Source organism: Flammeovirga sp. MY04 (genome assembly GCF_001682195.2).
Classification (GTDB): Bacteria; Bacteroidota; Bacteroidia; order Cytophagales; family Flammeovirgaceae; genus Flammeovirga; species Flammeovirga yaeyamensis.
The window spans coordinates 1,700,053-1,726,761 of sequence record NZ_CP003561.2; the positions used below are offsets into that span (position 1 = coordinate 1,700,053).

Consider the following 26,709-nt stretch of genomic DNA (forward strand, 5'->3'; position numbering starts at 1 on the left):
AAAAGTAAAAGTTAAAGTTATAATAATAGTTTCTTAAAAAGTGTTGTGGTAAGCGCACCTACCACAAGTAGATACGCTCAATTGGTTTAAGTCCTTTTGAGAGTATTGTTCAATACCATCAAAACAACTTTTATGGATTTTGATCTGAGTTAGATAAATCCTGATTATTTTGAATTTCGTTTAATGGCAATCGGTATAAAGTTTCTGGACTGTTCCATTTTATTTCAAGTACATTCCCTCTATCAAAAGGTTTATATACCGATTCTGGATAAACTTGGGCTACCGTTTCATTGTAGGCACCCATCCTTTTCCAATTAAAGAATCTTTCGCCTTCACCGATCAATTCTAATGCTCTATCGTGAGCTACAATTTCAATCATTTGTTGCTTAGATGGAGCAGATGTTATTTCCATTGCATCACGATTGGCTCTTAACAAGTTGATATCTGGAAGTGCTCCATTCACTTGTCCGTTTAATGCACGGATCTCTGCTCTCATTAAAATTAACTCTTCTAATCGAAGTGTTGGCCAATTGGTTGTTGATCCTAAGTCTAAACTAAATTTATTGAAAACATATACTGTATCTGTAACTTCACCTGACTCAGCGTCTTCTAATTCTGCTTCACGAATGAAAGAACTCATTCTAAAATATTCATCGTTGATCACCAAGCCTTTATCATCTACATAATTACTTATGAAATCTTTCGATAAGAAAATGGCTGAAAATTCACCGTCAGTAATTTGATCAACATTGAACATTAAATTGTATGGATCAGAAACTGCAAATCCAGCAACAAATGAACGAAGATTTAAGGCTTCAGTAGCTCCACTATTTGAAAATAGTGTAGTGGCATTCTGTGCAGTTGTTAATTCCATTACTGGAGCTGGAGATATTGCTTCCTCTATCGTAACCACTCCTGGTTGGAAACCGATTAAAGAAGTAATCAATTCTTCCGCCTCGTCCATTCTGTTCATTTGGAACAATACTCTAGCTTTAAGGGCTAATACATCAAATCTTCTTGCTCTAATTTTATAAGAAGGGAAGTTCTGATGAATGGTATTGTCAAAAGTAACAGGTATCAATTCGGCTGCTTTTGTTAGGTCATCCAAAATAAAATCATAACATTCTTGCACTGTACTTCTACCACCACCGTTAAAATCTTCTGCTGGCTTTGTCTTAATGATCACGCCAGGCATATCTTTGGTTTGAGCAGAATATTGAGCTCCATGATATCTTAATAATAAAAAGGTATTTGCAGCTCTTAAGAACAATGCTTCACCTCTTAAACGACCTCTTTGAAATTCGTAATAGGAATCAATACCTCCATCCGATTCAGTTACACTAAGTACCAAATTGGCTTGGTTAATTGATTTATATGCATTCGACCACATTCCTCCATTCTGAAATTCTGTACGGATGTATTCGAATTTGTTTTTATTTCCTCCAAGTTTAGCTCCATCAATATTTGCAGCCGTATGATCTGCAATAAGATTGGCATCAGGTAAATGGTTTGAAAGGTGAGCGTTAGCCCATAATAAATACCCTTCATTAATGACCAATTCAATATTGAAAGTAGAAGCATCTACTTCACTACCTGGAAATTCATCAGTAGGTCCAACATCTTCAAATTTCACACAAGAAAAGAAGAGTGATTGCCCAAGCACTGCTATAAGTGCGATTGATTTTGCAATATTTGATTTTAATTTCATCATCTTTCTAGTCTAAAAATTTAAGTTTACGCCTACTTTAAGTTGCATTGCTTGAGGTGGATTACCTTTTACAACACCCGGTGCAATGTTTGCCTCTGTTGGCGAGAAGTTACCTAGAGAGTTCATGGCTTCAGGATCCCAACCTGGGTACTTTGTGAATGTTAGTAAGTTGGTTCCTGTTACATAGAATCTCATCATGTCCATTCTAAGTTTACTAGAAATTGACTTAGGTAACGTATAAGCTAAGGTTACATTCTTCAATCTGATAAAGGAACCGTCATATAAGAACCTTGTTGATCTCGAACCTTGGAAAGGATCTCTCTTACCAAATGGATGATCATATACTACTCTTGGCACATCTGTCTGATCACCTGGCTGTTGCCATCTTTGATCGTACATGTATTGTGGCACATTGGTTAATGCATTTTCAGATCTCATGTAGGCCATCAAGTTCAATTCATCGTCATATATCCAGTTGCCTTGACGGAATGTGAACATAAAACTGAATGAAATCCCTTTATATGAGAATCTGTTTGTTATACCACCTGTAAAGCTTGGTAAACCTGTTTTATTATCGATAGTCTGAATCAAACCTTCCATTTCTGCAGGAGTTGGTTTAGCAGGGTCTTCAAATTGATATGGTTGACCCGTTTCAGGATCTTCATACATTTCATAACCTGTCTGAGGATCTACTCCTAAGAATTTAACCATCTGATAAGAAGCTACTGAACCCCCAATTTGTGGTAAAGCTAGACCATTAGATTGTTCCAAAACTGCAGGATCTACTGCTAATTCTAACACCTCATTTTGAAGGTAGGCCACATTGGTTGTTAAGCTCCAGTTAAATGCTTTTTTCTGGAACATATTGAAAGTTAATGATGTCTCCACACCACTGTTTCTAATCGCTCCTGAATTGGTAATAAACTGTCCACCACCTTGAGATGGAGGTAAATCTAATTTTGCTAGAAGATCTCTGTTGATCTTATCATAATAAGCAACTTCACCTGTAACAGCTCCATTAAATAATTCGAAGTTTGCACCGATATCTAATGAATATGCTCTTTCCCATCCAATATTATCTGTAGAACCTGTTAATCTCAATGGTGAAATACCTGGGTTATTACCATACGATTGGCTATTGTACACCCAGTTAGCAAATGCTGCTGACTGATCAATCTCTGCATTACCAGATACACCATAAGATGCTCTTAGTTTTAAGTAGGTTAATACATCAGATGATTGTAAGAAATTTTCTTCTGAGATGTTCCAACCAACAGATGCTGAAGGGAAAACACCCCATCTATTTTTAGCACCAAATCTTGAGGAACCATCGGCACGAGCACTAAACCCAAGTAAATATTTTTGTTTATAAGCATATTTACCTCTAAAGAAACCTGAGTAGAAAATCACACCATTTTGACCTGATCTCCATTCGATAATTTCTTGTGCATTACCTACATTTTTAATTGAGTTTGTTGGAGGGAAACCAACCCCTTTCATTGATAAGAATTTTTGAGTCTCACCAAAACTCTCAAAACCAAGTAATCCATCAAAAGAGTGATCGCCTATTTCTTTATTGTACTTTAAAATAGCATTGTAGTTGATATAGGTACGGGCTTGCTGAATTTTATCTGCATAACCAAAACACTCATCACATTGTCCTTTAATAGCTATTGTTGTTAGGAATGGCGAGTACCATACTTCTCTTTCATAACCTGTATACGTCATACCTACCATTGCATCTAATGTTAGGTTATTCGAGATCTTATAAGATAAATCTGCTGAATTAATCGTTGTCATTGAGTTCGAACGATGATAAAAGTATTCTTCATTCGTTGCAGGAACAATATTATTCAACGATGTCGGTTGGAAGTAAGAACCATCCTGATTATACACTGGTAATTGTGGCGTTGCGTTTCTGATAAAGTTTAAACCTGTTGGGTTGTTCCAATATTGGAAAACACCACCTCCTTGTCCTTGAACATTTAAGAAATAAATGTTTGTTGGATATTGTGAGTTTTCAACATTACTGATATTTGTATTGATACCAATCTTTAATTTATCACTAACATCAAATTTAAAGTTGGCAGCAAAAGCTAAACGTTCGTTATCATTGGCATTTAAAATACCTTCTGTTTTGGCAAAAGTACCATTAATACGATAAGTCATTCCTTCAGTACCACCAGCAACAGCTACCGATGCATTCATCGTTGCTCCTTGGCGGTATGCTAGATCATATTTATCAATATCTGTTTGTCTTGCTTCTTCATCAGTATACCATGGATTGTTTGCTGAAGTAGTATAAGGTAAAACTCTTTTATCTAATGGCGTACCATCATTTTCCCAACCTTCTTGCAAATAGTTTAACCAATCATTCGTACGAAGGTGTTCCAACATTTTAGTGGGGCGGTTAATACCTTGAGCATAATTTACTTCCCACTTCGCTTTTCCTTTTTTACCTTGTTTTGTAGTCACGACAATTACACCATTTGCACCACGAGAACCGTAGATTGCTGTAGCTTCAGCATCTTTCAATACCGTTACGCTTTCAATATCTTCTGGGTTAATGTTGGTCATCGGGTTGTAAGAAGTACCGAAGTTACCTGTACCATCTGTAGGATAAGATGTGAATGGAATACCGTTAATTACATATAAAGGAGAAGAGTTACTTGAGAACGAACCCGTACCCCTCACTCTAATATTTACCGCACCACCAACTGAACCACTTGAATTGGTTACATCCAAACCAGGGGACATACCTTGTAAACCCTCTTGGAAAGAGTTTTGAATTGACTCTTGAAGTTGATCTGATTCAATTGTTTGATAACTACCAGTACTCATCTTCTTCGATTCAGTAGCATAACCTGTAATTACTACAGCATCTAATTCTTGAAGATCTTCTTCTAGTTTAATATCAATCACTGTTTGTCCGTTAACAGAAACCTCAGTTGTTTTAAATCCAATCGTTTTAAATATTAAAATTGCATTATTTGGATTTTCAAGATTAATCTTATACTTCCCATCAAAATCTGTAACCACTCCATTATTATTAGGAGAATTTTTTTCGATTACATAAGTACCAGGAAGTGCTGCACCGTCTGTTGCCGAAAGCACTTTACCAGATATAATGCTTTGTGCATATAAAGAATTCATTCCCAGTAGTAGACTGAGGAAAATGAAAATCTTTGTTCTTAAAATAAGTTTATCACTGTTCATAAAGCTTGCCTTTATTTGAGAAGAGTTCGCATATATTTTCACTTCATTAATTTCTTACAACAATGATCGTCTAAAATTCCCTCAAAAGTCTTTTCATTTATAAAATTGAAGCAAAAGTGTCTTAAACACACCAAAAACAAAGGTTCTGAACCGTTTTCTATTTTCTTCGGATTTCCAAAAAATAGACTTTAGAAGTGTTTAGAGGCTATATAAGTAGTTAATTTTAATTTTATCGTTGAAAAGAAATTGACTAAAAAATGACTAAGTAGTTGTGTAAAAGGTATATCAGTAATTAAAAATCATATTAAAAAAATTGAATTGTCTGTGTCAGAAAATTAAATACAACTTGACTATAAGTATGTTGTTCCATTATTAGTATAGTACAAAATATCAATTATCACACAAACATAAAAATACTCTTAAAAGAAAGATTTCAATTGTAATGTTTTTATGAAAAAGCCGAAAGTTTATCCCTGTCGTCGGTCTGCTTATTTCAAATAAATACCAATTGTCTCCTTCTAAAAAGAGTATTTGTTGTTTACGTTTACAGCGTAAAAATTAATTATTAATAATATAATAATTCAAAGATTCATTCTTCATCCTTCATCACTTTCTTTGTTTCTATTACTTGAACTGAATTAAAAAAGTCGTCGTCGGTCTCCAGATCAATTAGTTTAGAATGAGATGACATCAATAAGAAAATCATCTAAAAAATATCCATTAAAAATAATTTGTTTGATTTTCAACTTTTATTAATCCACCATGGAGCTGTAAACATCCATAGTAGAGATCCGAATAAGATCGTTTGTTTATATATTTCAACTTCCATTTTTCCAAGGAAGACTAAAATACAAGGAACTAAAGTAATCGCTAAGCCAATATAAGATAATGGCTTTAGTAAGTGTTTAGTTAAATTCATCTACTGTAATATTTTGAAATTCTACATCTTCTTCATTTCCTGAATTTCTCTGCAATAGTTTTGATGCAGTCACATAAGTCACAAAACCTAATAACCATCCGGGAATGGCTGCGAAGAAATAAAAATCTAAATCGAATACCTTATACACTAAGTAGGATCCAAAAATGGAAAGCCCCCAAGAGATTAACACAGACAGATTAAGTATAGACTTTTTCTTTTCTGCATAATTAGATATTAAACCTAGCTTTGGAAATATAAATATGTCAGCCAATACAATCGCACCTATTGGAGCTGCACATAACGCATAAATGCCTAAAAATTGATCGAGCTTGGCCACAAATGCTGGCGAACAAGCTAAAATTGTAGTCACACATCCTACAATTAATGTAATTTTCCATCTTTTCATTTTAGGAAATAGACCTTGAACGGCCAAACCCGAACGATAGATCGTTGGATTTGCAGTTGTCCAACCTGCAATGACCACACAAATTAAACCAGTAACTCCCGCTCCCATAAAAGCAATTTGTCCTGGTGACGGATTGGTTTCTCCCATTTGTAAAGCCACAGCACATAAAATACCTGAAGCAATCCAAGCCATAAAATGACCAATGAACATACCAAATGCAGAAGCTAAACCGTAAGTAGATTTTTTAGCATATCTATAAATCGACATATCTGCTAAGCCTAAGTGCATGGCACTATTGCATAACCAAGCGAAAATCATGATGTGCCAAAAAGTGTACTTGGTTTGTCCATCTACAGGTACACCCGTCCATATTTTTTCTTCCGCTACCTGAAAGAAATCACTTACAGAAGTCACCCCTAATTGTGGTAACATAGCAACACCTGCCGAAAAGAAAATTACAGGCATCCATGGAGCAAAAATATTAGCAAATTTCGATACTTTATCGAAACCAAAAGTGGCTACAATAGTAATAACAGCTCCAATGGCAAAAATAATCCCTACCCACAATGGACTCGTTGGATAAAGATCGTTTAGTCCAGGACCTTTAATATCCAACATAATCCCCACTGCGGATGCTGAAACACCGATCATTGCAGATGCGGTCACACAAAACAAAAGGCCATTGACACTATTGTATAAAGTGACAATCCCTTTTCCACTAATTCGTTCTAATTGGTAAAAGATAGTTGTTCTAGTTTTTACTGCTGCAGGTGCACAAAACAACACCCAGCTTAAGGTTGCTAGCAAGTTTCCTAAAAGTAGTCCCAAAAATACATCTTTTGCAGCTGCACCATGCAAAACAAACAAAGGTCCGATTACAAATTCGGTTCCTGCTATATGTTCTCCCGATACCATGCCCACAAAGCTTTTAAAGCCTTTTACTTCAGATTTTGGTACAGGTTCTCTTTCGTATTCATTTACGTTGTTGACCTGCTCCTTAAATAGTTTCTTTAGTTGCATATTGAATATATTACTTTACTCTAAATCAAAAGTAGAGGAATGAGTGTACAAAAGACTTTTATTTAGGAAAGCCGAAGAAAATCAACCATTCTATTTTCTTTTGATTTTGAAATATCAGAGTAAAAAAGTGCTTATTTAGGCTGAAATAGCCATTTAATTAGAATTTTTGATGATTTTAAATTACCTCATTTAATCCTCTTGATAATAGAATCCTGTAGTTTTTTATATCAGATAACTGGATTATTACACTAAAAAAGACAATTATTTTACTTTTATAGTAAAGGCTACCTCAAATACTATGAGGTAGCCTTAATAGTTTATTTAGGAAAAATTCTATTTGAAATTTTCCCCTAAAAAATGTCATTATCAAAACTGAAAATGACTACAACATTTTATAATAAGACTTATAATAAATATGCAGCTACTAATCTTTGAATAGAAAAATATAATAAAATAACCTGAATATGATAAAACACATTCAGGTTAAGTAAGTCAATAAATAATAAAGTAGATGAAAATTAAATGTTTTTATTAATCTAAAGCTATTTGATCAACTACAGTAATATTGATATGTTTAAAAGTTCTTCCATAATTATATTCATCAGCCGAAGAAGTTCTATCTCCGTTATAACCACCATTACCATAGTTTTTATTGCTCGTATTTGTTGCAATTAAAGTCACTTGATAAGCACCCGGCTTACTATATTTATAGCTATACTGTGGATTGATTCGACTTAACGATTCTCCGATTGCATATCCCCCCTCGGGTGTTATGGATATTGTTTGATTCTCAAAATATTTTGTCACAACGTTCTTAGCCACATTAGGTAAAGGTATCATTACCAAATATACCTCATATTGTGCTTGTTCAGTTGTAAGATATGTGATATCAATCATATTTTGAATATCAGTTAAAACCTGATAATAATCTACAGAATCATTTGTCGCAACATTATTGTGTCTTTCAACTTCAAATTCTAACCAACCTTCTTCTTTGATTAGCTCGAACCCTTCTTCTGTTAGGGTAATAGTTTCCCTTTCAATATCATGTCCTGCAGTTACAGCCATATAACTTTTTTCGTATTCACGAGAAGAATCTCCTGTATAAATCACAAAAGTTTCGGCAGTTCCAGAGATTAAAAAATCTACTTCTTCCCCTACTTCAACTGTAGTTTTTGAAGCTAAAAATTCTATCTCAGGATGAATGGCTTTATTCTCACATGCCGATATTAAAGTAATAAAACATAATAGTATAAATGATATATTTTTTGTTGTCATCATAATTTTAATTTTAATAACCAGTATTTTGAGACATATTTGGATTAGCCAAAATTTCAACAGAAGGGATGGGCATTAGATTGTGATAATCCTTAATGTTAGGTGCTACTTTATCCCATTGTTTTTCTGGGTTATTTCGACCTTCAGGAATATGGTTTTCTAAAAAACGAATACGTTCTTGTAATTTACCCCAACGAACAAGATCAAACCAACGTTTACATTCACCTCCTAATTCTCTACCTCGTTCGTCCATGATATACTGTTTTAGAGCATCATAGTTAGGATAATCTTTCGCTGTAATATCAGGTAACTGATCAGCATTATAGGTCAATGTTCTTGGATAAATATCATCATGAATATCACCTATATTGGTCCAACGTGCTCTTTCTCTCAACTTATTTAAAGGTGCGAAAATATCAGGAGTTGGCATCTCTTCAATTTCTAACATTGCTTCAGCATAAATCAAATACACCTCTGCCAAGCGGAAAACAGGCCAATGAATATCATAATCTTTAAAGATATAATTTGAATCACGAATCGGGAAACGTCTATACTTTGCCAAACGCCAATCTCTAAAATGGTTTTCATCATAAAAGCGAAGTTTCCATTCTCCATCTTGAAAACCTACCTCACAGTGAGGTGAATTCCAATCCTTACGTACACTATCACTTTCCTCAAACATAGTATGGTAAAAGTCAGTTGCAATTATATTGTTCCAACTACCTCCTTGTTCTACATTTCCACCAATACCCATGTGGATTCCTATAAAATTACCTTCTCCAATTCCAGAAAGATATTGGATATCGAAGATGATTTCATCATTATTCTTATTTTCACGAATAAATGCATCAGGATAATAATCACACAATTTATAACCTCCCGAGTTAATCACTTCCATTGCTAAGTTGGCTGCTTTGATAAAATCTTCTTTACCATCACCTTTTTTATCTCTAACTGACATACTTGCTCTTGTCAAATAGATTTTTGAAAGAAGAGTCTGTGCCGCTCCTTTTGTTGCACGCCCCACTGTCATTTCGCCCTTACCTTTTAAATTTTCTATACTAAACTCAAGATTCTCTATTAATCGTTGGTATATATAATCCACCTTATCTCTAGAAAAATGTAAATCCTGATTAATAGAAGTAAAAGAATGTTCAAAGTAAGGTACATCTCCAAAATATCGAATGAGATTGAAGTAGTAAAGGGATTTTAAGAATTTAGCCTCCCCTAATATTTCCATTTTTCTATCTTCATCCATTTCAATATTTGGAACATTGTCTATTACATCATTGGCATTATTAATCCCTGTAAAATGATCTTTCCAAATAGGTAATAAAACTTCGGAGTTTTCTGCTGACATGGTGTAGCTTCCAATTCCTCCTTTGGTATTCCAAAATGCAGTATGTGTTATATCAGTTGTTATGTACTGCTGATGTTGTCCATAAACACCATCAATTTGTAACTGAGCATAAACTCCTATTAAAGCCGTTTCAGCATCAGCACTATTTTTATAATAGTTCTTGGAAGTAAGGTTCGACTGCACCTCCTCTTCTAGGAAATTAGAACAAGAAGTAAATATAACTCCTATGAATAATGTTAATAATAATCTCTTTTTCATTTCCTTTAAATTTTACAACCCAATTGTTAAACCTAAACTATAAGTCCTTGATCTAGGATAAGTTCCCACATCAGCACCAGGACCAATTTTAGCTACAGTACCATAGCCCGTACTTACTTCAGGATCAAACCAAGTATATCTTGTCCACATCCAAGGGTTTGTAACTCTAGCAAAAACTCTTAACCTTGTGATGCCTGATTTTGTATACACATTTTGTGGTAAGGTGTACCCTAATGTGATATAATCTAATTTTAAGAATGATCCGTCCTCTATATAATTACTTCTCATTTGAGCAGAATAAGTATCGTCTCCTTGACCATGCATTGTTCCCATTGGATTAGATGGTGAGTAAGTATTGCTTGTAAAAGATCTAAGTGTATTCATAGTTCCAAAACCAATTCTATCTAGGTAAGTGATATTACCATTCACCACATCATTTCCGTAACTCCATCTAAAAAAGAAACTTAAATCAAAGTTCTTATAGTAGATATCATTGGCTAATCCTCCAATAAAATCAGGTAAGGTACTTGCCAAAGGAATTTTATCAGCTTCTGTAATTTTACCATCGCCATTTACATCATAGTATTTAATTTGTCCTATTTCAGCTGATATTATTTTGTTTTCTGGACTATTATCAATTTCATACTGGCTATTATAAACTCCATCTTGAACATAACCATAGTACATACCAATAGGATCTCCCTCTCTGAGGACAACATCATTTTTAATCTTATGGAAGAAGTTTCTAGAGAAGTACATTTCCTCACTTTCACCTAGATCTATCACTTTTCCGATGTTTCTTGAAAATGTCAATGCCGATGTCCATTTAAAGCCATTTCTATCAATATTGACTGTATTGATAGATAATTCTACCCCCTTATTACTTATTGAACCAATGTTTGCAAGACCTTTATCAAAACCTGTTGTCGGAGGAAGTTGAACTTCCAAAAGTAGGTCGGTAGTATACTTATAATATGCCTCGGCAGTTATTTGTAATTTCCCTTCGAAGAAACCTAAATCTAAACCTACATTGTATTGTGATGTTGTCTCCCATCTTAAGTTCTCATTCGCTATGGATACAGGAACAATACCTGCGTGCATGGAATTTGAAAAAACATAATTATTCTGACCGTATTGAGTAGTTGATCTATATGGAGGTATTTGATTATTGCCTGTTACACCATACGATGCTCTTAGTTTTACTAAATCAAAAGCGCGAGCATCACTCATGAAATTTTCATCAGAGACCACCCATCCTATACCAAGAGATGGGAAATAGCCCCACTTGTTATTGTTACTAAACTTTGATGAACCATCCGCTCTTAATGACGCAGTGACTAGATACTTTCCTTTATACCCATAATTCAGACGCCCCAAACCTGATAATGTATTAAATCCTGTATAAAAATTTGATGGTGGCAAAATTGTCTGAGCCGATGATAAATCAAAAATTCCATTTGTTTCATTTCCAAAATTCTGAACCTGCATAAGTTTGTTAATATTCTCACTTGTTCTCGATTCGAATACTCCAGTAATGTTCAATTTATGTGCTTTATTGAAAGTTTTATTATACATCAACCTTGCTTGATAAACAGAGTTAGTGCCTTTATTATCTCTTATCTTACCCAGGCCATTCACTTGTGAACCTTGTCTAACAGTAGAAGGATAAAATTCTGTTTGTTCTTTTAAGTTATAATTTATACCATAACTTGTGTAAAACGTAAGTCCATTTGCAATCTTATAATCCAAAAAGATGTTATTCATTACCCTCATTGTATTTAATTGCTTGTCCACTTCATTTACATAAGTGATCACATTGTCTACTGCATTAGAGTTATTGATTGGTACACCCGCTTCTTCTTCAATTTCTTGAAGAATTTTATCATCCAAATCTTTTGGTAAATATGGATTAGTTTGTAAAGCTTTCTTTATTGTTGAATTTTCATCCCATGAATTATTAAAACCTTGAGTACGTGAAGATGAGAACTGTAATGTGGCTCCAATCTTAAGTCTATGGTTTACTTTTTGGTCTAACTTGGTATTAATATTAAAGCGATTAAACCCTGAGCCAATAATAATACCTTCTTGTTCATAATAACCTACTCCGACACTATATTTAGTACTATTTGTTCCACCTGTTAATGATACATTACCGTTAATAGTATTGGCTTGCCTAGTTATTTCATCTAACCAAACAACACCCTCATAACCATATGTTCCATCATAAATTGATTGGAAGTATTCCGTTCCATTCGCTCCATTTGGTTGAAGGAATTGTCTGTCTGTTAGCAACTTCATTTGCCAATCAGCATATTCATTTGGACTAAGAATTTCTGGTGTTTCTGCTAATTCTGAAATTCCATAACTAAATTCGGCAGTAATTTTTGGTTTACCTTCAATACCCTTTTTTGTAGTGATAATAATTACACCATTTGCTCCTTGAGAACCATAAATTGCTGTAGATGACGCATCTTTAAGGACCTCTATTGATTCGATCTGATTTGGACTAAAGTCGTTTAAAGGATTAAATGCGGGATCATCATTTGGTAAAATTGGGAAGCCATCAATCACATATAATGGTTGATTTCCGCCAGTTAAAGTACTACCCCCACGTATAGTAACATTTATTCCAGCTCCAGGACCGTTATCTGTTTGAGTTACCTGCACACCGGCAATTCGACCAGCAAGTGCTTCCTGTAAAGAGTTATTATTTCCTTTCGTGACATTTTCCCCTTTAAGAGAAGTCACTGCACCCGTAAGATCACGTTTTTTTTGGGTACCATAACCTACAACGATTACTTCATCTAGTTTTTCAATATCTTCCTCTAGAGATATATCTATAACTTTTTGGGTTGTCAAATCAATTTCTATAGACTTATAACCAATAAAACTATATAACAATGTTTTTCTATCTTCCGAAACTGGTATACTGATCGTATACTTACCATCAAAAGATGTAATAGTACCTATTGTTGTCCCTTTCAAAAGAACTGTCACCCCTATAAGAGGTTCTTCTGTATTCTTGTCTACAATAGTTCCTTTTACAGTATAAAAATCTTGTGCTTTTATCCCTATGTTTAGCAAAAAAAACATCAGGAATAAAAAGATGAATTGGAGTTTATTATTCATTTTACTTTATCTTTTAAAGGAAAATAATATTATGCTTTGATTTACTTATTGCTTTATTAATCTCATTTTTTCTGTTCCTGCTATCGTTTTAATAATTACGATATACATTCCTTTTTGCAGAGAGCTAATGTCAAGAGTTGTTTGCTTTTCCAAAGGAGATAACTTCGTCACTTGAATTCCTAATGTAGAATAAATCATCAACTGCTCAATAGTATTTTTACTACTCACCGTTATATAATTAGATGAGGGATTAGGATACATATGAACTTGTTGCTTATCAAAATCTTTTACAGAAGTTACATCACCTTTCACATTTGCAAAAACAACATATTCTTTTTCTGAACCATCTTGAGCTGTGATTGTAAAAATTATTGGTTTTGAATAATTAAGTTCCTCTGTAGGATTTGGAAATATATGAGCATATGGTGATAAAATAACTTCGGCAGTTGCGTTACTTACTTCATATCCCTCATCAAAATCGATCACTACTCGTCCTGCTCCTTCATATACTTCTTCAGATGATTCTTCAATTGTAGAAGCTTCTTGGTCTAGAAGTTTAAAAGCTACAATCTTATTTTCACTTGATGGGTTATCTGTAAATATGAAAGTATACTCTTTTGATTCACCATTTTGAGCTGTCACTGTAAAAACAACTGGACTTGAATAGTCATTTACCTCTTCAGGTAGTGGGATAATTTTTGCTGCTTTAGAAAGTGTATATTCAATTCCTGTAATCATAGATAGATTAGTTCCTTCACCTAAATTAGCTTTTACTGTTCCTTCCTCATGATCTATTTCTGCATCTAAATAAAAAGTTGAAATTTTTAAACTTTCAATTTGATTGCCTTCCAGAGGTAATTCCTTTTCTAAAACAACTTGATAGGTATTCGTGCCACCATTATAAGATGTGACCGTATACTCTACTATCCCTTGAGAGAAGTCTACTGCTTCATTTAAACCTGGAGAAACAGTAGCATAATTTGAGATAATCATTTCTGGTACAACTTCCCCTGTCAGATCTTGTTCGTAAGGGTATATTGCAGATATTAATCCTGTTTCCTCATCAATGGCTAACTCTTTGTCATGTACTTTAAAGTAAGTGATAAAATTCTCATCTGATCCTACAAATGAATTATCAAACTGAATAGTATATCTATTCACTGTTTCTCCATCTTGAGCGGTGATCACTAACTCATTCTCTATAGTAAAATCAATTACGGTTCCAGACTCTAGGTTAGTGGAAGCATACTCTGATACTTCAAAAACAGTCATTAAATTAGTTAGGTCAGTACCATCTTCAAGATTACTATAAATTAACTTATCTTCATGATTGATGTCTGCATAAACTTCTCGATCAGATAAGCTCACTTTAAAACTTAAAAGATTTGCAGCATTTGAAGGTACCGAATTTGAAAGCTCAACAACATAATCATTAGAATTGATTTTATCTTCTGCTGTAACTGTATAAGTAATTGGTGTTGAAAAATCTTGAGGCCCCAATTCTGGAGAAATTGTCGCTCCTTCTGAAATGACAATATTAGGAGTAAGATTAGATAAGTCAACATTAAAGGGTAATTCTTGACGTAAATAATTTACATCACCTTCTGTAGTAATTGGTACTTCTACACCTGCTACTTCAAAAGAGATAATGTCTGCTTCTGTTAGTTTTATTGTTGAAACGGATACTGTGTATGTTTTTGTATCTCCAAAGATATTAGTTACCGTGTATTCTTGAGGTAAAGTAAAATCTTGTTCTCCCGTTTTGTCTAAAGTGGAATTTGCTATTAAATCAAAACTCGGTGTCAATGCTTCTATATTTGTTCCTCGGGGAAGTTCAAAATTTATCGTTCCGTTCTCATGATCGATAATACCTTCTACACCAAATATAGAACTACTTACTATTTCAGTATTTTTTTGACCTTTAACTTCAAGAGTAAAGTCGTCAAACATTGATGTTTGAGCATGTTTACCAGCTTGCATTTTTAATCGAATAGTTCGGGCTAGAGAGGAATAACTTTCATCTAAACTTACTTCATATTCAACATAATCATCTACCATAGAAGGTAAGCTTGGTATTTTTTGGTTTATGTTTCCTCCATTGGGAATAACCGTAACACCTTCTATTCCATCTTTATCTTCAACATCAAGAGTTCCCCAAAAAGGATTACTTGAAGGGACGTCATTTAGTTTAAATTTAAATTTAAAAACCGCACCACTCAATACATATTCGCTTACGTTGATAAAAGGTGTCATTACTAATACTCTATAACCTTGGTTACTCAAATCCTGTTTAGTAATCAATTTTAATGCAGGTGAGTTATCAACACCCCCTTCTGTAGTAATTTCAGATGCATTGAGATCAATATAATCTTCTATAGTCTGAGGGCTTACAGGATTCGTATTTACCTGAAAACCACCACCTAAATCAATCCTATTACCACTTACAGTAAAAGTATTGTCAGAAAAGTCTGAATTAGGGATTGGAATAGGTACTTGTGCCAATACAGCACTACCTATCATTACTAATAGTATTGTAAAAATTTTTTTCATTTCATTTAAGTTTTTTGCTTTTTAGTAAAGAGAAGTTTTGTTAGCGTACTTTTTAATAAAAGTTACGCTGTTTATGTAGTATTATATTTTCATAGTTGGTTTACATGTACAAAATATGAACATGCTAAACCATCCTTGCTTAACCTCAAAATATCTTAATATGGTGTCGTAAACCTTTTATTTAGATTCTTTATTAAGAGGTGTTTTTATTAGGCTGAAGTCATCAAAAAAATACGTATTATCAAACTTTCCTGCTTGGATTTGAAGACGAAATTTCCCTATAACTTCATTCTTTTTTAAAGGTTTATTTAAAATAAATTTGTAGATAACTTCTTTATAACCTTCATGTAAATTTCTGTCTTTTTGTTTCCCTCCTTTTGTGATTATTTCAAGATGAGCTGGCTGTTGCAGTCTTTTTCCTTTTTTATCATAAGTTTCCAAATTTATCCAAAAAGGAGGTTGATTATCATATGATTTTACCTCAGTGGCTTTAACCTTGAAACGATAAGTATATACACCTTCATCGTTTGCTTCTACCTCTGTAAAATCTGTTGCTAAGGCTACTTGATGAGAGATTCCTTTTGAGTTTTTTACAGTCAATTTCAAAGCCTGTGAATCATTTACACCTTCACCTTTTACCAAACCTGACCGATCAATATCCAACATTTCATTTAAACCCATTCCACTAACTAAAAAGCCTGGAATTCTATACACCTTATTCGATTTTATTAAATCTTTTGGAACTTCAAAGTCTCCATTTTCAAGAGGTAATATTTCTCCATCTGATGGTACGTTCGTTATTAAAGGTCTTTTTTGTTTTAGAGGTATAAATGAAAAATCATCAAAGTAGTAAGTATTGTCATAGTTGCCTAATTGCATTTGGAAACGTACAGAAGTAATTATCACATCATTTTCTTTTGGTGTATTTACTTCAAGAGTTATAGAAAAGTTTTTAAAATCTTTACTCATTCCCATGAAATTCTGAACACCTCCTCTGTTTTTAACCTTTATGTAAGAAGGCTTTTCCACTCTTTTTCCTAATTCATTGTAATAATTTATTTCAATCCAAAAAGGTTTTTTTGTAGTAAACTCTTCCTCAGATTCAGACATTGCTTTTATGTTGAAATAAAAGTTTGCGTTTTCACTTACATCTACTGAAATCGGATCAGTGAATAAAGAAATATTATGTGAAGCTCTTTTTAAGCTAGAAGGCGTTTTTGTTACAATTTTTAATGCTTGTGATCCGTTAACCCCTTTTCCCTTTATTAAACCTGAGTTTTTTACATCGAGCATTAACTCTGCATTAGTACCGCTTATTGTATATCCTTGAATATTAAAGACATCATTAGATTTATATAAATCAGTTTCATTTTCAAAATCAGTATTTTCTAGAGACGGTATTGACTGAGCATTAACATTATTGTATGATAAAGTAGATACTATTAATGTTAGGAGGGAAATAAAAAATAATTTCATATTCATTTCTTCTTTGTTTAAAAAAATAGATTATCCATACTGCAAAAAAATAACATGGCAGTTAGAATAAAGCATGGATTTAGTTCAATAAATAGTCTTTTTTGTTCACTTTACTCTATACTATAAGGCTTTATAGTTCACACAACAAACACTAACTAATTATTTATTAGATACATAAGTCATGATTAAGTTAAAAAAATGTCTGATTTTAAGTATTTATATTAAGCTTAAAAACGAGAAGAAAAATCAAATAGTTATTTAATTATACCTTATTTTAATTGTAAAAAATGAATCATTATGTAAGTTAATAATATATCTAATTAGAATCATTCTAATCAGATCCTTTAAAAAAGGAAACTAAAAAAATAATTTCTTTATATCTAATTACTTTAATAAAATAGTAAGAAATTCTATTCTTATAATACCATAAAAAAGGATTATATGGATGCATATATTCTTTAATAATTGTATCTTTACTATGGTATGAAAGAATTACACATTATACTATTATGGCAGTTATGTTTAGCTAAAGTAAGCTTGATACCTTCAAAGCATTCAGTTTTATAGATATTTTTTGATAGAACATAATTGATATCATTATTTATATCGTCTTTAAATACAAATTGATCTTTTAAGATCTAATTTTTCCTATATTTTTTGAACTTATTACTTACGACAAATCAATTGAAAAAATTATATTTTTTTGTAAACTTCACTTTCCTGATGCTTTCCCATTTTTTTGTAGTGTCAGGTGATGATGTAAAAAGTTATCGATTCCAACATATTAATTCATCAAATGGAATCTCACAAAGTGAAATCTATTCCTTTTTAGAAGATAGTCGTGGATATATGTGGTTTGGAACCTTGGACGGCTTAAATGTTTATGATGGTTATAAAATTGAAATCTTTCATACTGAAAAGGGAAATCCAAATACAATTCCAAGCGGTACAATTCGTGCCATGGTAGAAGATGATAATCAAAACATTTGGATTGCCACTGAACAAGGTCTTTGTTACTATAACATCCCTTCACATAAAATATATCAGGTTGATATTTCAAATAAATTAAAACATCCAAGGATAAATCAATTACTGATTTATAAGAATTACTTATATGCATTCATCGCGAAAGAAGGTTTGTTCAGACTTGACCTGAAAAAACCAAAAGATGAGTTTTCCTTCAAACATCTATATAAGAATAAACAACTAAAACATGGAGTTATTGATGGGAATCATATGTATGCAGTATCGTTTACAAAACTCTATAATATAAATTTAGAAAATGAAGAAATAAATAATTTACCTATTGCACCAAAATCTCTATATAAGATATTTGTTGATGATAATAAGCAAATTTGGTGTATTTATAATCGCGAAGGTTTATCCATTTACAACCCTAAAGATCAGTCTAATATTTACATTAATGTGGAAAACTCTACATTGAGTTCCAACCATGTAAAAGACATTATTTACGATAAGAATAAAAACTTACTTTTTGCCACAAATAATGGTGGACTTAATGTTATTACAGCGGAAAACCTCAAAAAGAAAAATTACATTTTTCAACATATTAATTATTCGTATCACGATAATAGTTCTTTAAGTTCAGACTTACTGTATTCCTTATATAAAGATTCTCAAGATAATATTTGGGTAGGTACATTAGGTAGTGGTATTTCAGTACATCATGAAGCTTTTAAACCATTTATATCCTATAAGATTCCACCAAATATCGATAAATATCAATCAAATTTCATCCGTTCATTATATGCACAAAACTCGGATTATCTATGGATTGGTACACACAACGATGGGTTGTTTCTCTATGATAGAGAAAAAAATACCTTTATCTCTAAAGGGTTCACCTCACAAGCTATTTTTGATATATGTGAAACAACAGACCCAAATTATTCTTTAATAGCCAACAACTATGGTGTTTCTTATGTTTACATGAAAGGGAGTATTATCAAAAAAATAGATTCTTGGGATAATATTGCTGTTTTTAATATCATAAAAGGTATTCACCACAATGAATATTATATCGCATCAATATCAGGAGTTCATTTAATAAAAATAGAGAATAATAAGATTAAAGTTTTACAAGAATCAATTAGTTCCTCTTTTAGTAAGCCAAATAATTCCAGAGTATTAGCATTAGATAAAAAAAATAAATATTTATATATCGGTACTGAAGGCTATGGTCTAAAAATCATAAAACTAAATAATAAAGGATTAGTGGAACATGGAAGTATAATTACGACAAATACGCCAAATTATGCTTTGAGTAATAACTTTATCCGATCAATGATTTTAGATGATAAACAAACGTTATGGATTGGTACATTTGAAGGTTTAAACAAACTTTCATTAAAAGGTGAAAGAAAGAATAAAGTGTTTACCACCAAAAATGGTTTACCTAATAATATGATACAATCCATCGTAAAAGATAATAATGATATCTTATGGTTAGGTACTAATAATGGAATCTCTGCTTTTGACCCAGAAAAAGAACAATTCAATAATTACAATATATATGATGGTTTACAAGGAAAAGAGTTTTCAGAAAACTGTCATTTTAAGTTAGATAATAATGAAATATTTATGGGGGGCATAAATGGTTTCAACTCTTTTTACCCTCAAAAAATTAAATCATCAGATGTAATTTTAAAGCCTAAAATCACACAACTTCAAATTAATAATAAAACTGTTACTCCTCTTTCTGATATAGTTGGGGTGCCTTATATTGAAAAAGACATTTCGATTTTAAAGGATTTATATCTATCGCCAAAAGAAAATAATATTCGTTTAGAATTCTCTGGGTTACATTATAATAACCCTCAAAGTATATTATATAAATACAGGTTGAAAAATTTTGAAGATAAATGGCATCAAACAACTTCTGAAGATCGAATAGCAACCTATACGAACCTGCCTCATGGAGATTATATTTTCGAATTAAAAGCGTCTAATAGCGATGGTTTATGGAGTGATTATAATCAAAGTTTGAATATTCATATTGCCACTCCTTTTTACCTAAGATGGTGGGCTATATTAATTTACTGTATAATTATCGTCATCATTTTATATCTAGTAACTCAATTCTCAATCATTAAAATTACCACTAAAAATAAAATCATACTTGAGAATGAACACAATGAAAAATTAAGGGGATTAGATGAAATGAGAACTCGCTTTTTTGTCAATATTTCTCATGATCTAAGAACTCCACTTACCCTAATAAGTGCTCCTCTCCAACAAATTTTGAAAGAGAAAAAGCAGGACGACAAAGATAAAAATCGTCTATCTTTAATCTTAAACAATGTCACTAAACTGCAAGATCTTATTGAGCAACTTTTGGATGTTAGAAAAGCTGAGACTGGCAATATGACATTGAGTACAACTAACCATCATATCGAAAACTTCTTCAACCTTGAAATTCAGCTTTTCCAAAATGCTTTAGAAGAAAAAGGTTTAAAGTATCATGTAATTAATAAATCGGATATTGATGAATGTGTTTTTGATAGTAGAAAACTATCAAAAGTACTTTCTAATCTTATTTCAAATTCTATTAAATATACTGATGAAGGTGAAATAAATATTGAAATCTCTAGAGTAATTCATCAGGATAAAGAGCATTTATGTTTTAAAGTAATTGATACTGGCTGTGGATTTAATTTAGACAATCCAAATAAACTATTTGGAAGATTCTATCAGAATAGTGATAACCGTGGTGGTTATGGAATTGGATTATCACATACTAAAGATCTAATTGTTGCACATAAAGGAGATATCTCTATACAATCTGATCTTGGAAAAGGCACAACGGTCACCTGCTTAATTCCGTTAGACCTTACTCCTACTACAACAAGTTTACAGACTCCTAAAGAAATAAACATAGAAGCAGAAGAAAATACTCCAAAGGACACTTCAAACAAACAAACGATTTTAATTGTTGAAGATCAAAATGATTTACGTAAATTTTTGGCTGATGAGTTAAGTACATTTTACAATGTCCTCCAAGCTGCTGATGGAATGGAAGGTTTAGAAATTGTAAAAAATGAAAACCCTGATATCGTTCTTAGTGATGTAATGATGCCAAAAATGTCGGGTACTGAAATGTGTAAAGCAATAAAAAGTGATATTAATATTAGCCATATCCCAATAGTATTATTGACCGCAAAAGCTGATTATTCTTCTCAAATTCAGGGTCTGGAACAAGGAGCGATTGACTATATTATTAAGCCTTTCAACTTGGATTTATTATTAAAGAAAATCAGTAATATTCTTAATGGTAAAATTCTTATACAAAAATATTTTGAAGATAAAGGTCAGAAAGAAGTCATTACACTTACTCCAAGTAAGGTAAATCTTCCATCTACTGATAAAATATTTTTAGATAATCTTCATGATGCAATTGAGCAAAACTTATCTGATCTTGAATTTACCGTTGACAATTTAGAAAGAGAAATGGGCATGAGTCATGCTAACTTTTATCGTAAGATTAAGAGTTTAACTGGCCTATCTGGAAAAGAGATCTTAAATGATATGCGATTGAAAAGAGCACATCAAATTATGGAAGATGATCCCAAAATACGAGTTTCAGAAGTCGCATTTATGGTGGGTTTCTCAACTCCAAAATATTTCGGAAAATGCTTTAAAACAAAATATGGAATGCTTCCTTCACAGTATAAGAAACAATTAGAAAATCCGGATTCAACTTCATTAAAAGAATAAACTATTTGTGTCGAAGATTAAGAATAAAGATTAACTTCTTTATTCTTAATCTTTATTTTACATTTCTACATACTCCACCTTACTTTTATCCACTTCAATCATATGAAATCGACAATTGGTCTTTCCTTTATTTTCTAAGATAAAATCTGCTCCATGCTTACCTCCATTTTGTAAAGCAGCATTATTAATAATTACATTTTTTGTTTGCCAACCTTGCCCTTTTATATTCGTCACCTCACAAGCAGTCTGCATATTACCTTCAACATCATGGTACTTTAGTTCCCACTTTCCACCATCATCAGAAAAGTAAATAATTTTTAAGTTGATATTATTCTTTATACTATTTCTATTCTTACCAAAAAAATCATCTATAAGATCAAAGTACATGGTATTTTTACCTGATTTATAATCAAATCCTCTGGCAAACCGTCCATAAATGGATTTGTCGATATTCCACCAAGCAATACTCGTTTCTTCTGGATTAATTTGATTTAAATGACGTTCGTAATTGCCTTTTAATATTTTCCATCCTGCATCATTATAATCTTGACGTTTGCGATTTATCATTCCTCCTTTTATTGCTTTAGAAGGATCTCCCATATGAGCCCCAAAAGCTTCAAATGCTTTTGCAATTTTAATGTATCGCTCTTGATTACTTTTGAGTGATTTTCCATAAATCTCCTCTGGAAAACTATTTGTATCAGACACATCCAATCCTCTTCTTAAAGCACAAAAAGCATAGTCTGCAGATGTTGGATGTACTTGTGCTGCATATCGGTTGAATGTCCTAAATGCTTCAAAATTCTTTTCGTCTATACATGCTGACTTTGGTATATTCCATAAACTAAGTCCACAGTGTGTTGCATAAAGTGCTGACCAATAAAAACCTTGAGGGATATTCTTTGTACTCCATCCGTAGGTTTTATATTCTTGATCTTGTTCTCCTCTAGAAAAAAATACTTTACCTTGTTCTTCCACCTTTGATTGGAAACCTTTAAACTCTTCCAACCGCTGTTGTGCGTCGCTAATATGATACCCATGGGAAAACATTCCATTTTTAAGACCTATTGCTTTGGGGAGATGATTCAAAATCCACTTATATTCTACTTCTCTATTGGTATCATAGTTCGTCAGTATTGGAATTTGTAATTCTCCCTCTTTAGAAAATGCGTCAACATAAGTTTCCCATGTTTCTATTCTAAATTTACTCCATTGCTCCTTGCTTATTTTATATTGAGAATTATGTGGTTTTCCTTTATAAGGCTGACCATCACCTGTAGATCCTTCTGCACTTTGTAAAAATAAAATTCTTTTTCGTAGATGAGGAGGAAGGCTTAAAACATATTCTCCCATTGCGTGGATCAAACGGTGAAAATAATACTTATAGTTTGCATCAAGGTAATAGGGGAAATAGTAAGAAACCGTTTCTCCAAATGGGTTAGGCCTTGGATCGAAGGAGACTAGAGGAACACCGTTATCAAAAATCCACTTAGGAGTAAATGCCCAAGTGGTGTCCGATTCTGTAACTCTTTTTGTAGAAAAAGCTACCCAAACCATCAGATGAGTATATAAATTCTCTTCTTCAAGTTTCAATAGCTTCTCACCTATTTGCTCATCAAATTTAAAAACACCATTTTCTGGCTCAAGTTTTCTCCAATTTAGAATCAATGGAGCTCCCTTTATTTCAGGAGCCTGCTTTTTATTGATGTATTTGGGATGATAGTTTCCCCAAGAGTATACACCCCATGCATCTTTAGGAAAAATATGCTGTGCCCACAACATATTTGAGGAGCACAGCATAATTACTAGAAATATCAATTTGGTTTTCATACACTATTATTGAAAACTGTTGACAATGATCTAAAAAATGAAAACTTAAATATTTTGTTGACGAGAGTATTTGATAAACAAAACACCATCAGCAGGAATTTTACTTGCTTTACCTAGTTTTATTTTCTTTTCTTTCCAGATGTTTTCTAAAGAAAATTCTGAATCTTCCAATCCTAAGGTTTTAGCATCAAGCATAACTTTTTGAGGGACATCTGAACGGTTAAAGATACCTATCCATCCATCTTCCGAATGTTTTTTTGGAGTTTGCCAAATCTCAACTTTGTTTTCAGATTCTGAAATTAAATGTCCCATTACTCCATTTTGATTACATGCAAGCACTTCAGGATGAGTAATCAATTCTAATGAAAATTTATCCAACGATGGAAGATCACCTCCCATCATTAAAGGAGAAGCTGAAAGTGCTCTAAGTGTAATAAATGTATACTTTTGATCTGTATTAAATTCCGATTCTCTTGTCCAACCCTTCCCTGCCAATAACTCTACATCTGTTAGTTCTCCAGATTTTACTTTCTTTTTGATGTCATCAAAGTCATCATTTGAAGTCGTCCAATCAGGCATAGGTGATTGTAATTGTAATTTACCAAAAGGAATCATATCCATATCTATCCAAAATCCTGGATCCGATTGTCCTTCCCATTTTTTCCATGCATCAAAACACTGGTTAATTCCCTTTCTATCATCCCAGATATCATGAGTTACTCTTAGCATATTTCCCTTTTTGAAAAATGTCAATGCATTCTCAGGAATATAACCACCCGGACTTAGACTAAATACCATCGGTCTACCACTTTGAGCAATTGCGTTTGCAATCCCTTCTACTTCTGCAGGGAAAGGTACTAAATCATCATATTTGATAAAATCTACACCCCACTCAGCCATCTGATCCATTAAGTTATTATAAAACTCTTGTGCACCGGGCTTTGTCATATCGATACCATAATTTTGATGGTTCCATTTACATATACTTGTAGTATCAGTAATATCCCTAGCAGTATAGTTTGTTCCTTTGATTGGTAAGTCCAATTCATACACTTCCCTAGGAATACCTCGCATTAAATGAAGTCCAAATTTGATCCCTAATTCATGACATCTATCAATAATTGGTTTTAGTCCATTTGGAAAGTAAGTATCTGAAGGTTGTAATAAGCCATACTCATTAAATTTCATCTTTCGAGCATGTTTTTCCAAAGGATATTTCGTTCCTTCCTTCAGTTCAAACTCACCAAACCAACCAGCGTCTATCACAAAGTATTCATATCCATGTGGTTGAAGTATTTTTGCAAATGCTTCAACATTTTTCATTGCAGCTTCTTCATAAAGATATACACCATAACTATCAAAGCTATTCCAACCCAAAGGTGGCTTTGGAGCTCTATCAAAACCATATACTGCTTCTGCAAAACGATTCGCTAGGCCAATAACACCCTCAGTATCAAAATGCACACCTTCGTATGTTGTCAAATTACTAGCATCCACTATTCTAACATTAGAAACTTCTTCGGATACCCTTTTAAGCATTGCTTGATGAGTCTTTAAATGCTTTCTATTTTCAATATGAGCATTCATAATATACCAAGGTAGTTGTGGTAAATCCAAGTCATTTCTCACATTGGCAATAAACTGTTTTAAACGAGGTTCATATTTATTGACAGTTTCGAGCTTCATACCGTCTCTCTCGGTTTGTAACCATAATAAACCGCCAAATTCGATTTCCTTGTTTGGGTATTTTTCCTTAACAAGTTTAATACACTTTTTAGACCCCTCTATTAAACGATCATATAGTTTAAAGTGAGCTTTATTTTCGTTATCGACCTCTTTTAAGTCATCTATCCAATCCTCTCGTGTATGATTTTTATCCCAAGCAACAATAGAAGTTCCTCCTACAATTGCTACTTTGGCTACCACAATAATATCATCGGGGTATCTCTTTTTCATTTCATAAGCAAAGGGTACTTCAACACCAAATGCTTTCCCTTCTATATTAAATTTTTTAGCAACACGATCATAAGGTTGCATCTTTATCAGCTTTGAATTCTTCTTGTTATCATGATAAATCAATACCTCTTTATTTTGGGTAGTATATTTTTCGGGCAAAAGTGCTCCATTTCCTGCCCCATAGGCATTAGACTGCCCGGACTCAATAAAAAGCCTAACCTTATTCTGTGCCTGACTAGATATAGTAAGAGTGAGTAATAAAAGTATACCCAAAAAATGTCTTAAAGATTTCATAAGTAATATGTAAAATTTATTTCATATAAACCCTTCCTGAAATACCTTTTAATCTAAAATGATGATGAATAAAATCAGAGGTTATTTGTTTTAACTCCAGCTAAGGAAAGTTGGTTTAATTCATCACACATCAAAATAATTCCTCAAAATTATATGTTACTCATTTTATCTAAGATCAATGATTGAACCTTGAAAAAGGTACTCGAAAGTAATACCTCAAATCTAGGAGGTTCTATATTGATGGGACGGTTCAATTTGTCCAATGCTTAGTCATTTTTGTCAACTTCTTCATTTTTGAGCTTAAAAGCGGGGTATACGTATTTAAAATAGAAAATTTAAATACGTTTAGCTTAGTGATTAATGAAACATCTTTATCACTTTTATTTGCACACATCGCATTAATACTTGCGTACAATTTCTTTACTTTTTTGAGCTAAATGGGAACATACAATTGTTTTAAGTGCCGTAATATTGTATTGTTAGCAATAGAAAGAAAAATAAACTGTAATTTTTCTTTGACCATAATAAATCAATAAAAATCCCCTTTATTTTCATTCTAATGCTTTTCATCAGGT

The 26,709-nt window shown here is 32.6% G+C and carries 12 protein-coding genes; 1 reads left to right on the top strand and 11 read right to left on the bottom strand.

Going from position 1 to position 26,709, the window contains the following annotated elements; all coding sequences use genetic code 11:
• Positions 1 to 130 precede the first annotated feature (130 nt).
• The 9 genes from MY04_RS26165 to MY04_RS26205 form a co-directional block, all read right to left on the bottom strand.
• Entirely contained in the window at positions 131 to 1,711 is a 1,581-nt protein-coding gene (locus MY04_RS26165; protein WP_066215909.1) for a RagB/SusD family nutrient uptake outer membrane protein, read from the bottom strand.
• A 9-nt stretch (positions 1,712 to 1,720) separates the two neighbouring features.
• The gene (locus MY04_RS26170) at positions 1,721 to 4,861 is read right to left on the bottom strand and encodes a SusC/RagA family TonB-linked outer membrane protein (RefSeq protein ID WP_066215910.1); all 3,141 of its coding nucleotides are present in this window, start codon (positions 4,859 to 4,861) and stop codon (positions 1,721 to 1,723) included.
• 805 nt (positions 4,862 to 5,666) lie between these two features.
• Positions 5,667 to 5,843: a hypothetical protein gene (locus MY04_RS26175; protein WP_158297924.1), complete on the bottom strand. Its 177-nt coding sequence runs from the start codon at positions 5,841 to 5,843 to the stop codon at positions 5,667 to 5,669.
• Positions 5,830 to 7,269, bottom strand: a complete 1,440-nt coding sequence (locus MY04_RS26180; protein ID WP_066215912.1) for a purine-cytosine permease family protein — start codon at positions 7,267 to 7,269, stop codon at positions 5,830 to 5,832. The genes MY04_RS26175 and MY04_RS26180 overlap by 14 nt, the downstream gene beginning before the upstream one ends.
• 531 nt (positions 7,270 to 7,800) lie before the next feature.
• Positions 7,801 to 8,550 (bottom strand): hypothetical protein, encoded by a 750-nt coding sequence (locus tag MY04_RS26185; RefSeq protein WP_158297925.1) that lies wholly within the window; start codon positions 8,548 to 8,550, stop codon positions 7,801 to 7,803.
• Between the two features lie 10 nt (positions 8,551 to 8,560).
• Positions 8,561 to 10,165, bottom strand: coding sequence for a RagB/SusD family nutrient uptake outer membrane protein (locus MY04_RS26190; protein WP_066215916.1), 1,605 nt, complete (start codon positions 10,163 to 10,165; stop codon positions 8,561 to 8,563).
• A gap of 12 nt (positions 10,166 to 10,177) precedes the next feature.
• Positions 10,178 to 13,294 carry a SusC/RagA family TonB-linked outer membrane protein gene (locus MY04_RS26195; protein WP_084006147.1) on the bottom strand — a complete coding sequence of 1,039 codons (3,117 nt, stop codon included), beginning with the start codon at positions 13,292 to 13,294 and terminating at the stop codon, positions 10,178 to 10,180.
• Between the two features lie 45 nt (positions 13,295 to 13,339).
• Positions 13,340 to 15,844, bottom strand: coding sequence for a T9SS type A sorting domain-containing protein (locus MY04_RS26200; RefSeq protein ID WP_084006148.1), 2,505 nt, complete (start codon positions 15,842 to 15,844; stop codon positions 13,340 to 13,342).
• A gap of 177 nt (positions 15,845 to 16,021) precedes the next feature.
• Positions 16,022 to 17,320 (bottom strand): hypothetical protein, encoded by a 1,299-nt coding sequence (locus MY04_RS26205; protein WP_158297926.1) that lies wholly within the window; start codon positions 17,318 to 17,320, stop codon positions 16,022 to 16,024.
• Between the two features lie 684 nt (positions 17,321 to 18,004).
• On the opposite strand from MY04_RS26205, the gene MY04_RS26210 reads away from it, so the two are divergent.
• On the top strand, positions 18,005 to 22,054 hold the full coding sequence (locus MY04_RS26210) for a hybrid sensor histidine kinase/response regulator transcription factor (protein ID WP_158297927.1): 4,050 nt from the start codon (positions 18,005 to 18,007) through the stop codon (positions 22,052 to 22,054).
• Positions 22,055 to 22,111: 57 nt separating this feature from the next.
• Here MY04_RS26210 and MY04_RS26215 read toward each other — a convergent pair whose 3' ends face one another.
• Together MY04_RS26215 and MY04_RS26220 are read right to left on the bottom strand one after the other, a co-directional pair.
• The gene (locus MY04_RS26215) at positions 22,112 to 23,884 is read right to left on the bottom strand and encodes a hypothetical protein (protein ID WP_158297928.1); all 1,773 of its coding nucleotides are present in this window, start codon (positions 23,882 to 23,884) and stop codon (positions 22,112 to 22,114) included.
• A 45-nt stretch (positions 23,885 to 23,929) separates the two neighbouring features.
• Positions 23,930 to 26,134 carry a sialate O-acetylesterase gene (locus MY04_RS26220; RefSeq protein ID WP_066215930.1) on the bottom strand — a complete coding sequence of 735 codons (2,205 nt, stop codon included), beginning with the start codon at positions 26,132 to 26,134 and terminating at the stop codon, positions 23,930 to 23,932.
• Positions 26,135 to 26,709: the final 575 nt, after the last annotated feature.